The 13,621-nt window shown below is 62.4% G+C and carries 13 protein-coding genes; 7 read left to right on the forward strand and 6 right to left on the reverse strand.

Going from position 1 to position 13,621, the window contains the following annotated elements:
- The first annotated feature begins 90 nt into the window (after nt 1-90).
- Nucleotides 91-732 (forward strand): GntR family transcriptional regulator, encoded by a 642-nt coding sequence (locus ABI796_RS03055; protein ID WP_141283293.1) that lies wholly within the window; start codon nt 91-93, stop codon nt 730-732.
- Between the two features lie 32 nt (nt 733-764).
- Here the strand turns inward: ABI796_RS03055 and ABI796_RS03060 are convergent, their stop codons facing one another.
- Entirely contained in the window at nt 765-1,058 is a 294-nt protein-coding gene (locus ABI796_RS03060; protein WP_141283292.1) for a DUF503 domain-containing protein, read from the reverse strand.
- A gap of 117 nt (nt 1,059-1,175) precedes the next feature.
- Between ABI796_RS03060 and ABI796_RS03065 the strand changes: the two genes are divergently transcribed.
- Genes ABI796_RS03065 through ABI796_RS03075 form a run of 3 tightly spaced genes read left to right on the forward strand, consistent with a single transcriptional unit; the run spans nt 1,176 to nt 4,269 of the window.
- Entirely contained in the window at nt 1,176-2,354 is a 1,179-nt protein-coding gene (locus ABI796_RS03065) for a GGDEF domain-containing protein (RefSeq protein ID WP_141283291.1), read from the forward strand.
- On the forward strand, nt 2,351-2,854 hold the full coding sequence (locus tag ABI796_RS03070) for a hypothetical protein (RefSeq protein WP_141283290.1): 504 nt from the start codon (nt 2,351-2,353) through the stop codon (nt 2,852-2,854). Before ABI796_RS03065 ends, ABI796_RS03070 begins: the two co-directional genes overlap by 4 nt.
- Nucleotides 2,851-4,269 carry a putative bifunctional diguanylate cyclase/phosphodiesterase gene (locus tag ABI796_RS03075; RefSeq protein ID WP_141283289.1) on the forward strand — a complete coding sequence of 473 codons (1,419 nt, stop codon included), beginning with the start codon at nt 2,851-2,853 and terminating at the stop codon, nt 4,267-4,269. Before ABI796_RS03070 ends, ABI796_RS03075 begins: the two co-directional genes overlap by 4 nt.
- 86 nt (nt 4,270-4,355) lie before the next feature.
- Here the strand turns inward: ABI796_RS03075 and purL are convergent, their stop codons facing one another.
- The 3 genes from purL to purS are packed head-to-tail and all read right to left on the reverse strand — an operon-like array spanning nt 4,356 to nt 7,685.
- A complete protein-coding gene (gene purL, locus ABI796_RS03080) occupies nt 4,356-6,665 on the reverse strand; it encodes a phosphoribosylformylglycinamidine synthase subunit PurL (protein WP_141283288.1) in 2,310 nt (769 codons plus the stop codon).
- Nucleotides 6,662-7,432, reverse strand: coding sequence for a phosphoribosylformylglycinamidine synthase subunit PurQ (gene purQ / locus ABI796_RS03085; protein ID WP_141283287.1), 771 nt, complete (start codon nt 7,430-7,432; stop codon nt 6,662-6,664). The genes purL and purQ overlap by 4 nt, the downstream gene beginning before the upstream one ends.
- Before the next feature lies 1 nt (nt 7,433).
- Nucleotides 7,434-7,685 carry a phosphoribosylformylglycinamidine synthase subunit PurS gene (gene purS / locus ABI796_RS03090; RefSeq protein WP_011773385.1) on the reverse strand — a complete coding sequence of 84 codons (252 nt, stop codon included), beginning with the start codon at nt 7,683-7,685 and terminating at the stop codon, nt 7,434-7,436.
- Nucleotides 7,686-7,992: 307 nt separating this feature from the next.
- Here purS and ABI796_RS03095 point away from each other — a divergent pair, with 307 nt between their 5' ends.
- The gene (locus ABI796_RS03095) at nt 7,993-8,178 is read left to right on the forward strand and encodes a hypothetical protein (RefSeq protein ID WP_141283286.1); all 186 of its coding nucleotides are present in this window, start codon (nt 7,993-7,995) and stop codon (nt 8,176-8,178) included.
- 159 nt (nt 8,179-8,337) lie between these two features.
- Nucleotides 8,338-8,628 (forward strand): DUF1540 domain-containing protein, encoded by a 291-nt coding sequence (locus tag ABI796_RS03100; protein WP_054808888.1) that lies wholly within the window; start codon nt 8,338-8,340, stop codon nt 8,626-8,628.
- A gap of 60 nt (nt 8,629-8,688) precedes the next feature.
- On the opposite strand, the gene ABI796_RS03105 is transcribed toward ABI796_RS03100, so the two are convergent.
- Entirely contained in the window at nt 8,689-9,672 is a 984-nt protein-coding gene (locus tag ABI796_RS03105; protein WP_141283285.1) for a manganese catalase family protein, read from the reverse strand.
- 147 nt (nt 9,673-9,819) lie between these two features.
- The gene (locus ABI796_RS03110) at nt 9,820-10,758 is read right to left on the reverse strand and encodes a phosphoglycerate dehydrogenase (RefSeq protein ID WP_141283284.1); all 939 of its coding nucleotides are present in this window, start codon (nt 10,756-10,758) and stop codon (nt 9,820-9,822) included.
- Nucleotides 10,759-10,942: 184 nt separating this feature from the next.
- On the opposite strand from ABI796_RS03110, the gene ABI796_RS03115 reads away from it, so the two are divergent.
- Nucleotides 10,943-13,534, forward strand: coding sequence for an exo-alpha-sialidase (locus ABI796_RS03115; protein ID WP_141283283.1), 2,592 nt, complete (start codon nt 10,943-10,945; stop codon nt 13,532-13,534).
- The last annotated feature ends 87 nt before the right edge of the window (nt 13,535-13,621 follow it).

Consider the following 13,621-nt stretch of genomic DNA (forward strand, 5'->3'; position numbering starts at 1 on the left):
ACCTGTCTATATTTGAAGTGACTGATTTTTCAGGCAGTCCCACGGCTCTGAATGCAACTCGTATACTGAGCTAGGCAAGAAAGGCTCTGCATGATCCAGATGACACCCACAGCACAGTCGCAACCGGAAGTGGCTTATCAGTGGATGAAAAACTACATCGCAGCCCTGCCTCGTGAGGAGGAAACCTTTCTCAACGAAGGGGTCCTGGCAAAGACCACCGGCACTTCGCGGACGCCCGTGCGGGAGGCCCTTCTGCGGCTTGAGGCCGAGGGATTCGTCAAACGCGTCCCTCATAAAGGCGCCTACGTCCCGCCTATCTCGGACCCTGATGTCCGCGCCATCCTGCAGGCCAGGGCAGTTGTGGAAAAGTGGGCGGTCTCAGCATTGGAGACCATGCTCGATGCCCAGATTGACGCCTTCCAGAGCATCATTGACCAGCAACAGAAGGCCCTCGAAGACCCATCCCGGTTCATCGAGCTGGATACCGAGTTCCACACCCTGATGGTCCGCGCAGGGGGCAACCCTGTGCTCGCCGATTTCTACGCTTCCCTCCGGCAAAAGCAACTCCGGATTGGCGTCAAGGCAGTCAGCCAAGGCTCCGATCGCGCCGGAGATGTCCTCCGCGAACACCAATTGATTGTTGACGCCCTCCGCAGCCGCAGCCTCGAGGCAGTGCATCAGGCCATTGATGCCCACCTTGACTCCACCCGCTTGGCGGTCATTGGTTACTAGGCTCCGCTAGTCCTCCCTGCTAGTCCTCCCTGCTAGTCCTCACTGTGCAGCTCCCTCTGCCGTGCGCTCAGCAGCTCAAGCTCCGGCCGGGCAGCGACGAACCGTTCAACGGCGTCGAGCACTTGCTGAAGGTGCGCATGATCCGGGGCCACCAAGGCCGTCCCAATCAGCGCGCGCCGGTACTGGTCCTGGAGCCCGGTTTCGGCTGCGGAAACTTCGAAGCGCCGCTTCAGTTCGGCTACCAGGGGGCGAACCAGTGAGCGCTTCTCCTTGAGGCTATGGACATCGCCCAAAAGGACGTCGAACTCAATCCAACCGATCCACATGGTTCATTATTACCTGCCTGCATCTTGAGCCAATCTTGAGCAAATGCCGCAGTGAGGTTGAGCAAGCACCGGGACACTGATCTCAAAGGCGAAGGATGACCAGCTGAGGGGGTTGGCATGGAGCTCGACGCATTCTCAGTGAGGGTAGCCCTGGGTGTGATCACCGTGACGCTCCTGATGCTGTTCTGGGCCTCCTTCCACCGCACCCGCTCGCCGTACGCAGGCTGGTGGAGCCTGGCTTTGCTCGAGTTCATGGTGGGCAATGCCGCGTTCCTCCTCAACGGGACCCCGCATCAGGCCTGGGCCAATCCCGCAGGCAATGTCCTTGTAGTGGCAGGTGCGTTCAGTGTATGGGCCGGAGCCAAAAGCCTCCGGGACCGCCAAGCAGCACCCTGGCAGCTGGCTGTTGCTCCGGCGGTCACTGGTATTGCTTCCTTGCTGGAGAACCCCGGGAGCAACGTATGGTCCGGGGGCTTCATCTACCTGGCCATGATGACCGTGGGCATAGCATTGGCCGCCTACGATCTTTGGTTCATCAAGTCCTCGCACTCGCAGGTCCACAAAGCACTCTCATTGGCGGCTGGACTGTTGGCGGCCTACTACCTGGGCCGGTGGATTGTTTATGCAGTGGAAGGCCCGGCCAGCCACGCGTTCACCACGTACTTTGGGCCCGCACCGTCAGCACTGATATCCATGGTTCTCCTGGTCACCGTTTCCTTCAGCATGACCGCCCTGACCAGCGATCAACTCATCAAGGGCCTCCGCGAGCGTGCCACCCGTGACCACCTGACGGGCCTGCTCAACCGGGGCGCTTTCCTTGATCTCGCCGCCACCGAGCTTGACCGCCTGCACTCGGCGGGGTCCGGCGCCGCTGTGGTCCTGGCGGATTTGGACCACTTCAAGGCCGTCAATGACGAGCACGGCCACGGTGCCGGAGATGTGGCCCTGCGCGCATTCGCTGATGCCTGCGCCGATTCGGTGCGGTCCACGGACCTGATCGGACGGTACGGCGGTGAAGAGTTTGTTCTCTTCCTCCCGGGGGCAACGCAGGACCGTGCAGAGAACATCGCCACGGAAATCAGCCGGCGGATGGCAGCGATGCCGGCGCCGGAGGGTGTTGTGTACCCCACCATCAGTTACGGAGTCACATCAAGTATTCCCGCGTCAGCAGACCTCAACTTCATGATCGAGGTAGCGGACGCAGCCCTTTACAGCGCAAAAGCGCAAGGCAGAAACAGGATTGTAGGAGCCCACCGCCCCGAGGCGGCCACTATAGCGGATGAGGCACGATCATGACCTTCAACGAACTCACCACCCGGATTCAGATCCAGCACACCCCGGAACTGACCGCGTTCCGCCGGGACATCACCAGCCCACCCTACAAAGCGGGATCAGCAACCATACTGAACGCTGACCGCCGCTCGGTGAGAATGGGTCCTGTTCAGTCGGTGGAGGACAGCAACGCGAACCTGACCATAGTGGCCGACGTCGAAGGCCTCGCCTGGTTCACGGCGGACAAAGGACTCCTGGGCAGCTGCATCACAGTTTCCATCGCAGGCCACCGCCGGAACACCGGCACCAGGGTGCACCTTCCGCTGGCAGAATGTGATGCCTGGATTGAGGCCATCCTCGGAGGGGCCTGGATCACGCACGTATACCGTGCCGGGAACAAGGTTGAGCCCGGCGGCAGGCTGGATGTTGCCTCCTACCGGCTCTTCCTGGACGAACGCCGCAACCCCGTCTCCAAGCCCCAGGCCGTTGCCGACTCAACGTTGCGGCGCCTGGAAGAATCGTGAGTGCCACCAAGCCCCATAGGCTCACCGCCGCCGATCCGAGGATCGAGAAACTGGAGCGGCACGTCCAAGCCCTGATGACCGAACTTCATCAGGCCCGGTACGAACAGCGCCGGGAGGCCCTCACCGATGCACTCACAGGCCTCGGCAACGGCCAGGCACTCAAGGACGCCTTCATTCAAGCCCAGGAAGCGGCGGCCACAGGCGCCATCCCACCCGCCCTCCTCCTGGTGAACCTGGACGGTTTCAGAACCCTGAAGAACTCCGCAGGCCATGCTGCAGCGGACCAGGTTCTGGTTACCGTTGCCATGCGCATCCGCTCTGCCGTGCGTGAGAACGACGTCGTCACCCGCCTGGGTGGCGACGAATTCGCTGTGCTGTTGCCCGCCACCGCGCAAAACCGGGCCACCGCCGTCGGGAACCGGATCCTGGCCGCGCTGGAACCGAACATAGACCTCGGCAACAACAGCATCCGCTGCAGCGCAAGCGTTGGGTTGCGCACCGCGGAACCTCATCACAGCATTGAGGACATCCTCCAGGAGGCCGATCTGGCCATGGAGGAATCCAAGGACGAGGGCCGGAACAAACTCAGGGTTTTCGATCCCGGCACCCTGCATGCCCGGTTGCTGCAGCGGCAAATCGTAGGTGAACTCCGCGAAGCCATCCGATCGGATCAGCTGGTCCTCTACTACCAGCCCATTGTGGAACTTGCCACCGGCAGGATTGAGGGCTGCGAAGCTTTGGTGCGGTGGAAACATCCCCTGCATGGCCTGATCATGCCGGACCAATTCATTCCTGTTGCAGAGGCCACAGGTCTGATTGCGGAATTGGGAAGATGGGTTCTGCGCGCCGCTGTGGGTCAGCTGCGGAGATGGCGGGACGCTCCGGCCACCGCGCATCAGGACTTCTCCATGAGGATCAACGTCTCGGCAGCAGACCTTCAAAGCCTGGAGTTCGTGGACGACGTCAGCGAAGCTCTGGCCGATGCAGGGCTGACCCCGGCCTCGCTGGTGCTGGAACTGACCGAAAGCGCCATCATCCGGAACAACGAGCTTGACCGTTACACCCTGGCAAGCCTGCACCGGCTTGGCGTGGGGCTTGAGATTGACGACTTCGGTGCAGGCTACTCCTCCATGGGATACCTGAGGAAACTACCTGTAGACCGGGTCAAAGTGGACCGGCAGTTCGTGAAGGACCTGGGCAAGGACCCGTCCCAGCTGGACTTCCTGGCCGCAGTCCAGCAAGTCATCCGCTCCTGCGGCCTGGAAGGTATTTGGGAGGGCATAGAGACCGCCGAACAGGCAGAGGCCCTGCGAAGCATCGGCTGCGCGAGCGGCCAGGGTTACTACTTTGGCAGGCCCTTGCCGGAGGCGGAGTTCACGGAGCAATTGGCGCGGCAAGTGGTGTGGCCGGCTTAAACCCCTTCGGGCACGCGCAAGGCCCCGGCACTCGGAGAGTGCCGGGGCCTTGCGACGTTAGCTGCTTCTAGCCGAAATACTGGTTCTTAGCCGAAATACTTGGGCAGGGTGGCTTCGTGAGCTTCGCGGAGAGCGTCCAAGGAGAGCTCGTCCACGCCGTTGATCTCCAGCTTTCCACCGGCGGCGTCAACAACGCCGATCCGGAGGTGGGCGAAGCCGCGGGCCGTGCACATGTCCTTGAAACGGACTTCTTCCGAGCGCGGCACGGACACGATTGCCCGGGCCTGGGACTCGGAGAAGAGGGCTGTGAACAGGTCCACGCCGTCGCGCTCCATGAGTTCCTCAAGGGCGATGCGGGCGCCTACGCCGTAGCGCAGCGAGGACTCAACCAATGCAGCCGCGAGGCCACCTTCGGAGAGATCGTGTGCTGCGTCAACCATGCCGTCGCGGGAAGCGTTGATCAGGATCTCGCCCAAGGCGCGCTCTGCTGCGAGGTCAACCTTCGGCGGCAAGCCACCGAGGTGTCCGCGGAGGTTGGACCATTCCGAACCGTCCAGCTCTGCTGCGGTGGTGCCCAGCAGGTAGATGGCCTGGCCGTCCTCACGCCAGCCCGACGGCGTGCGGCGGGCGACGTCGTCGAGCTTGCCCAGAACTGCCACCACAGGGGAGGGGTGGATCGGCGTGGTGCCGGTCTGGTTGTAGAGCGAGACGTTGCCGCCGGTCACGGGGATGCCGAGTTCCATGCAGGCGTCGGACAGGCCACGAATGGCTTCGGCCAGCTGCCACATGACATCCGGATCCTCGGGGGAACCGAAGTTCAGGCAGTCGCTGACGGCCATGGGAACAGCACCGGAGGTGGCCACGTTGCGGTAGGCCTCAGCCAGTGCGAGCTGTGCACCCTGGTAGGGCTCGAGGTAGGTGTAGCGGCCGTTGGCGTCGGTAGCCAGGGCAACGCCCAGGCCGGATTCCTCGTCAACGCGGACCACGCCGGCATCGTCCGGGAACGCCATGGCAGTGTTGCCGCCAACGTAGCGGTCGTACTGCTTGGTGATCCAGGCCTTGCTGCACATGTTCGGTGATGCAACGAGTTCGGTGACGGCTGCAGCCAGCTCGGTGGGAGCCGAGGGACGGCCTGCGTCTTCCACGGAACCGGTGAAGGAGTTGGCTTGGACCGAGTCCTGCCACTCCGGGCGGGCGAACGGACGGTCGTAGACCGGGCCGTCGTGCGCAACGGTGCGGGGATCGACGTCGACGATTACTTCGCCTTCCCAGGTGATGATGAGGCGGCCTGTGTCCGTAACCTCACCCAACCAGGAGTACTCCACGGCCCACTTGTCCATCACAGCTTCGAATGCGGCGATGTTCTCCGGGGTGACCACGGCCATCATGCGTTCCTGCGACTCGGACATGAGGATCTCGCCCGGGGTGAGCGTGGGATCGCGCAGCAGGACGGAGGTCAGTTCAACCTCCATGCCGCCGTCACCGTTGGACGCGAGCTCGGACGTAGCGCAGGAAATGCCTGCAGCGCCGAGGTCCTGGATGCCTTCAACCAGCGAGCCCTTGAAGAGCTCCAGGCAGCACTCAATGAGGACCTTCTCAGCGAAGGGGTCGCCCACTTGGACGGCCGGACGCTTGGAGGGCTTGGTGTCATCGAAGGACTCCGAGGCCAGCACCGAAGCGCCGCCAATGCCGTCGCCGCCGGTGCGTGCACCGAACAGCACAACCTTGTTGCCCTTGCCGGAGGCGTTGGCCAGGCGGATGTCCTCGTGGCGCATGACGCCCACAGCCAGTGCGTTCACCAGCGGGTTGCCTTGGTAGACGGAGTCGAACACCATTTCGCCACCGATGTTCGGCAGGCCCAGGCAGTTTCCGTAGCCACCGATGCCGGCAACAGCACCGTGCATGACGCGAGCGGTGTCCGGGTGGTCGATTGCACCGAAGCGCAACGGGTCCATCACGGCAACCGGGCGGGCACCCATGGAGATGATGTCACGGACAATGCCGCCGATGCCGGTAGCGGCACCCTGGTACGGCTCAACGAACGACGGCGAGTTGTGGGACTCGATCTTGAACGTCACGGCCCAGCCGTCGCCCAGGTTGGTGACGCCAGCGTTCTCGCCGATGCCCACCAGCATGTCCTTCTTCATTTCCTCCGTAACCTTCTCGCCGAACTGGCGGAGGTGGTTCTTGGAGGACTTGTAGGAGCAGTGCTCGCTCCACATGACGGAGTACATGGCCAGCTCGGCGCCGGTGGGGCGGCGGCCGAGGACCTTGACGATCTCATCGAATTCGTTCTGCTTCAGGCCCAGCTCGGCCCACGGGAGTTCCGTGTCCGGGGTCTTGGCAGCGTGCTCAACGGTGTCGATGTTGAACTTCTTGGTGGTTTCCGTGGTCACTTGTCGCCTCCCACAATCTTGGTCAGTACGGAGGTGAAGAAGCCCAGTCCGTCGGTGTCGCGGGGAGCGCCATCAAGACTTTCGGGGCCGAAGCCGGTTTCCACAGCGTGCTCGGGGTGCGGCATGAGGCCCACCACGTTGCCCGCGGCGTTGGAGATGCCCGCGATGTCGCGACGGGAGCCGTTCGGGTTGAAGCCCACGTAGCGGAACACCACGCGGCCCTCAGCCTCAAGGGCATCCAGGGTCTTCTCGTCGGCGATGTACTGGCCGTCCTGGTTCTTCAACGGCACAATGATTTCCTGGCCGTCGGTGTAATCCACGGTCCAGGCGGTGTTGGCGTTTTCCACGCGCAACGTCTGGTCCCGGCAAATGAATTTCAGGTGGTCATTCTTGATCATGGAACCGGGCAGCAGGTGCGACTCGGTGAGGATCTGGAAGCCGTTACAAATACCCAGAACCGGGAGCTTCGCATCCGAGTTGGCGGCATCGATGATCTTGGACATCAGCGGTGCGAAACGTGAGATGGCACCGGCGCGGAGGTAGTCACCGTAGGAGAAACCGCCCGGGATGATGACGGCGTCAACATCGCCCAGTTCGGTGTCTGCATGCCATAGCGAAACCGCAGTGCCGCCTGCCAGCCGCACTGCACGGGCGGCGTCGCGGTCGTCCAGGGTGCCGGGGAAGGTCACGACGCCGATCTTGGCGCCGGCGAGGCGGGGCTCCGCGGCAACAGCCACGGCCTCGCCAATCAGGGGAATCGATGTCATATCAGGCCTCGACGACCTCGACGTTGACAACATCCTCGATCACCGGGTTGGACAGGAGGGTCTCGGCAGCTTCGCGGGCCTGGGCCAGGATAGCGTCGGTCACCTCGCCGTCGACGGTCAGTTCGAAGCGCTTGCCCTGGCGGACTGCGCTGAAGCTGTTGAAGCCGAGGCGGGGCAGAGCACCCACAATGGCCTTCCCCTGGGGATCCAGAATCTCGGGCTTGGGCATGACGTCAACGACGATCCGGGGCATCCGGTAACTCCTGTGCGTGAGTTGGGTGAACCTTTAGATAAGGCTGCCGCGGAGGTGCCGTCTCACGCCGTTCAGCCGCATCCAAACAGCGGTTTTAACACAGGGTTAAACACGGTGGTGAACTGCAATGTTTGAACGGCATGGGGGGCGCTCCGCGAGCTTGCACACCTATTCTACCGGGAGCGGCGCACATACCCTATTCAGCGGCATTGCGCGAGGACACCCCGCCGCGGCGGGGGAAACCGGACCGGATGAAGGCCCGACGGCGGTACTTTCGCCGGGTGGTTCGCGTCATTAGGATTGCGGCATGGCTGAGAAACCGAAATCGATGGTGCTGGGCGTTGTGGCCGCAGCCGTTTTTGCCGGCCTGGGACGGATGGTCATCCAAAAAGTGCTGGCGGACCGGGCTGCGCGGAACAGCCGGGTCACCGTTCCCTTGGACGCCGAAACACGTGCCCGGATAAGTGACGCCCTCCGCAATCCAAGTAAGTGAAGGCTAAGCTAAAAATGGCGGTTTTCCGGCGGAATGGCGCGGATTAGGGCACATACAAATGCGCTATTCCAAGCGGTTAAATGAGGCAATTCCGGAGTAGTTTGGAAGGACACGAGGGGTTTATCCCCAGTACGTTTCAGATCCAAACCAGGAGGAACAATGACCGAACACATTGCCGAAGTATCCGCCTGTAGCGTTGGCACGTGCGGATTCAACCACAACGGTTGCACCGCATTCGGAATCACCATCGGCGGGAGCCAGGACCACGCTTCCTGCGCCACGTTCATTGACACCAATGCCATGGGTGGCCTGCCCAAGGTCCTCGCCCACGTTGGTGCCTGCCAGCGGTCCGAGTGCGTCCATAACAACAACCTCATGTGCGAGGCACACGACGTCAAAGTTGGACCCGGCCGCGAAGCTGCAGACTGCCTGACGTACGAGCACTCCTGATAGATTCGCGAAAAGCGGGCCTGCCCTCCTTGGAGGACAGGCCCGCTTTTTCGCGTGGGGTTACTTCTTCTTGGCTGCCTTGTTCTTGGCTGCCTTGGGCTTTGATTCCTTGGGGCTGTCCGCGTCCTTGAGTTCCTGCTCGGCGGTGGCCTGGATCAATGCCAGCAACTCCGGGTCCAACCCGGGCGCAAATTCTTCCTTGCGTTCGGGGGAGATGGTGATGGGGAAACCGTCGGGCATGACGTCGGTACTGAGTTCCGTCCCGTCATTGGAGGGTGAGGCCCCGCGGTAAAGCTTGCCTGCTTCGCTGAGGTTGTCAGCGCTGAAGGTGTACTGGATGCTCTGCAGGCCCTTGTCCAACAGTTTCTTTACCTCCGGGAACTGCTCCGCGTTGGTTTTGGGAATGGGGAGGACTTTGCCCCAGTTGACGCCCAGGCTTTCCAGGGCCTTTGCATAAGCATTCTCGTGCGCCTGGTCGCGGACAATCAGGTACGCAATGGTGGAGCGGGCGGTTTTGTTCTCAGTCATCTCATAAATGCGGCACTTCTGGAGCCTGCCGGTGGATTCGAGCATCAGGTTGTACAGCAGGTCCAGCACCAGGTTGCCGCTGTTGTAGACGTAGGAGCCGCTCCACGGATTGCCGGCGGCGTCTACCGGCAAGGCGCCCTGGGCACCCACCAGGTAGTGGTGGATGTTGCTGGTGTCCAGCGCGATCTTCAGGGGAGTGGCTCCCCCTGCGCCCGGCTGATCCACCGGATCGGACTTCTTGCCTTGATAGCGTGGCGAACCGTCCAGGAGCTGGGAAATGGTGGTGCCGATGAGCTCCACGTGGCTGATCTCTTCGGTGCCGATGCCCTGGAGAAGGTCCTTGTAGGGCTTCGACGCGGGGTCACCCCGGAAATTCATGCTCTGGAACAGGTATTGCATCATGGTGCGCATTTCGCCGAACTGGCCACCGAGACCTTCCTGGAGGGCGTTTGCTGCGGCGGGATCAGGCTCGTCAGCGGCGATTTCGTTGATGAGAAGTTGGGTGTGCAGGTACATTGCGATTCCTCACGTTGTTCATGCTGCGTGTTGGGATGGAAACCCTCTGCTGGCCACCCCGGACCCACCTACCATAAGCATGCTTACTATTCGGAGGCAATGAAAAATATTGGCCGATCCCCGGGTATCAGCCGAAGCCCGGACCGGTCAGCCTGCAACCTGGTTGGTCAGGGGTGACCCTTCCTTCAGTGCCTTGATGTTGCTCACCACAATCCTGGCCGCACCCTTGGGGCGGTTGCCTGCAACATGGGGTGTGATGATCAGGTTGGGCGCTTTCCAGAGTTTGGAGTCAGCAGGAAGCGGTTCATCTTTGGTGACATCCAGGGCGGCGACGCGCAAGCCGCCCTCCTCCAGAGCTGCTTGCAGGGCGTCCTCGTCCACCGTGGCGCCTCGGCCAACGTTCACAAAGATCGCAGTGTCCGGGAGGGCCTGAAGGACGTCGCCGTTCAGGGCATCCGCAGTTTCAGGGGTGGCCGGCAGGATGGACACCAGGACGTCCGTGGTGCGCAGGACCTCGTGGAACTCATCGTCAGCCACCACCGGGAATCCGTATCGCTCGCCCTTGGAACTGGCCACGCCGGTGACGTTCGCGCCCAATGCCGCCAGTAGGGGAGCCAGCCGTCCCGCGATGGAACCAAAGCCCCAGATGGTGACGTTGGCGCCGTCGAGCGTGTACAGCTGCTCGGTGTCAGGGGAGGACTGCGCTGCGTTGTACGGCTCGTTCCAGGTGGCGGCCTGCTGGGATTCCATCAGCTGGTCCATGCGCCGTACTGCGGCCAGAATCAGCGCCAGTGCGTGCTCGGCCACCGGGCCATCATGGAGCGAGCGCCCTGAGGTGATGGCCACGTTGTCCGCGAAACCTGCTGCCAGCACTGAATCCGGGCCCGCCGCGAGTGTTTGGACCAGCCTGAGGCGGGGCATGGAGCGGGCTGCGTCAGTCAGGTTCTCCGATGTATTTCTCCACACCACCAGAACCTCAGCGTCCCGGTGCCCGGCGGGGATCGGCTGATCCGCTGGGTAGAGGATGACCTCGTCCTCCAGGGCAGAGAGGTCCAGCTTGATGGTGTTGGGGACAAGAATTTTCACTGCAGCTCCGTTGCGTAAAGGTGGCTCGGCGGTATGCACACGAGGCTACCGTTCTGCAGCCTTTTGAGGGGCAGGCTGCTTCATCCCTAGCAATGTGACGCTGAACACCTTAGGGTATGAGAACGTCCCGAGGTTGTAGGACGTTCGACGTAGCACGTAGCACCCACTCGAAAGGACCCTCGATTTGAGATCTTCATCCTTAGCGCGGACAGCAGCCGCCGGCGCCCTCAGCGCCGCCCTCCTGGCCGGGCTCGGTCTTCCGGCCATGGCCGCCCCGATTCCGCCCAACAATCCCGCAGCAGCGCCGGGCACGTTCAGCGAAGCAAACATCGGAGCTGACCGCACCGCAGCCAACTTCTTCTACCGGATTCCCGCCCTGACGTACCTGGGCAACAACGTGGTGCTGGCCGCTTGGGACGGGCGTCCGGGTTCCGCGGCCGACGCTCCCAACCCGAATTCGATCGTCCAGCGCCGCAGCACCGACGGCGGCCAGACCTGGGGCCCTGTCACCGTTATCGCCGCCGGGCATGTGGGCGATGCCAGCGGACCCAAATACGGGTACAGCGACCCCTCATACATTTACGATGCCGAGGCAGGCAAAGTCTTCGCCTTCTTCGTTTACTCCAAGGACCAAGGCTTCGGCGGCAGCCAATTCGGCAACAGCGACGCCGACCGCACTGTGATTTCCTCAGCGGTCATCGAGTCCTCGGATGGAGGCGTCACCTGGAGCCAGCCGCGTCTCATTACCAACGTGACCAAGCCCGGGACCAGCAAGACCAGCCCCGCAGCAGGCGATGTCCGTTCCAACTTCGCATCCTCCGGCGAAGGCATCCAGCTCAAGTATGGGCAATACAAAGGCCGCTTGATCCAGCAGTTCGCCGGGGACATCCGGCAAGCTGATGGCACCAACAAGATTCAGGCTTACAGCGTCTACTCCGATGACCACGGCGCCACCTGGCACAAGGGAGCCAACGTAGGGGACCGCATGGACGAGAACAAGACCGTGGAACTCTCTGATGGCCGCGTGCTCCTGAACTCCCGGGACAACGCCAACCAGGGCTACCGCAAGGTTGCGATCTCAACCGACGGCGGCGCTACGTACGGCCCGGTTACCCTGGACACTGAGCTCCCGGATCCGGCCAACAACGGTGCCATCGCACGCATGTTCCCGGACGCGGCGCAAGGCTCAGCTGATGCAAAGAAGCTGATTTTCACCAACGCCAACTCCAAGACGGGCCGCGAAAACGTGTCCGCCCGCATCTCCTGCGACGACGGCGCCACCTGGCCGGGGGTGCGCACCATCCGTCCGGGGTTCTCCGCCTATTCCACGGTCACCCGTTTGGAAGCGGGCAAGTTCGGAGTGCTCTACGAGGGCAATTACACGGACAACATGCCGTTCGCAAAGTTTGATGACGCCTGGCTGAACTACGTTTGCGCCCCGCTCTCGGTCCCGGCTGTCACCACTGCGCCGGGCGCTACGCAGCAGATCCCCGTGACCGTTACCAATCAGGAGGCAGGCACGCTGTCCGGCGCCACCGCCACCGTCTACACACCCAATGGGTGGTCGGCCACCACGGTGCCGGTTCCTTCGTTGGCGCCGGGAGCGTCGGCTACTGTCAACGTTGCCCTGACGGCACCCGCGAACGCCAGCGGCCCGCAGAACCTCAATGCAGCATTCACCACTGCGAACGGGCGGGTTTCGCAGTTCACCTTCACCGCAACCGTGCCGGTGGCCCCGCAAGTCGGCCTGACCATCACAGGAACCGCACCTGCACGCGATGTGATGGCGAGTCCGTACCAAGTGGGAGAGGTCCTCAGCTACTCGCTCAACATCAAGAGCATGGCCAACGTCACGGCCAACTCGGTGCCGCTTTCGGGGACCTTCGATTCAGGGTTCCTGCCACCGTCGGCCCCCAACTGCCGGTACAACAACCTGGCTGCAGGTGCGAATTACACCTGCACCACGGCCAAACACGTGATCACGGCGGCAGACATTGAGCGCGGCTACTTTGTGCCGGAGGCGAGCTTCAGCATCACGGCCAGCGCGACGCCGTCACTCACCAAAACTGTCCCGTTCACCGGCACTGCGGTGGCTTTGCGTGACGGCCTGCTGAGCGCTGACATTAGTGGGGCGCGTGCCGACGTCGGGCGTGATCTGGCAACCCAGCCGTACGCCGCCGGTGACCTGGTCCCTTATACCTTCACCGTGAAGAACACGAGCCCGCTGGTGGAGAAAGTGGTGCCCACCGCCGGTAACTTCAGTCCTTTCCTCCCGGAAGGCACGGGCAACTGCCGCTACAGCGTGCTCCCCGCAGGCCAGAGCTACCAGTGCTCCACCCCGCGCCACACCGTAACCGCCGAAGAAGCCGAACAGGGATTCTTCATCCCGAAGACCACCTGGGACCTCAGCTCGGCTGGGCAAACCACCAAAACCATCACCGTAAATGGTGACCCGGTGGAGCTGAGGACTAAGCCGTCCGCGGAGCCCGCGTTGACCGTGCAGGAACTTGGCGCACCGCCGTCGGACCTCGGTACCGCGGACAAGTACAGCACGGGCCAAAAAGTGGTGCTTGAGGGCCTGGGCTACGGGGACTGGTACTACGTATATCTGAACAAAACGGGTTATCGCCTGGGCTGGATCTTCCCCACCACGGATAACACGGTGGAGTTCATCCTTCCTTCCGACGTGAAGAACGGCCGCGATGACGTGGTGGTGCTGGACAAAAACGGCGTCCAGGTCACTTTTGACAGGCTGCAGGTGACTCCCAAGGGCTAATACTTTTCCGGGGGAGGGCCGGAGCGATTGTGACAAGACAAAATTCCCGAAATGTGCTGTATGTCATATTCCGCTCTCACTAGGTAC

The organism is Paenarthrobacter aurescens (assembly GCF_041549525.1).
Lineage (GTDB): Bacteria > Actinomycetota > Actinomycetes > Actinomycetales > Micrococcaceae > Arthrobacter > Arthrobacter aurescens.

Bases quoted from the DNA above. Each gene is read 5' to 3' on its own strand.
- ABI796_RS03065 (WP_141283291.1), top strand. From the start codon at position 1,176: ATGGAGCTCGACGCATTCTCAGTGAGGGTAGCCCTGGGTGTGATCACC.
- ABI796_RS03100 (WP_054808888.1), top strand. From the start codon at position 8,338: ATGACCGAACACATTGCCGAAGTATCCGCCTGTAGCGTTGGCACGTGC.
- purQ (WP_141283287.1), bottom strand. From the start codon at position 7,432: ATGACATCGATTCCCCTGATTGGCGAGGCCGTGGCTGTTGCCGCGGAG.
- ABI796_RS03095 (WP_141283286.1), top strand. From the start codon at position 7,993: ATGGCTGAGAAACCGAAATCGATGGTGCTGGGCGTTGTGGCCGCAGCC.
- ABI796_RS03070 (WP_141283290.1), top strand. From the start codon at position 2,351: ATGACCTTCAACGAACTCACCACCCGGATTCAGATCCAGCACACCCCG.
- ABI796_RS03105 (WP_141283285.1), bottom strand. From the start codon at position 9,672: ATGTACCTGCACACCCAACTTCTCATCAACGAAATCGCCGCTGACGAG.
- ABI796_RS03060 (WP_141283292.1), bottom strand. From the start codon at position 1,058: ATGTGGATCGGTTGGATTGAGTTCGACGTCCTTTTGGGCGATGTCCAT.
- ABI796_RS03055 (WP_141283293.1), top strand. From the start codon at position 91: ATGATCCAGATGACACCCACAGCACAGTCGCAACCGGAAGTGGCTTAT.
- purS (WP_011773385.1), bottom strand. From the start codon at position 7,685: ATGCCCCGGATCGTCGTTGACGTCATGCCCAAGCCCGAGATTCTGGAT.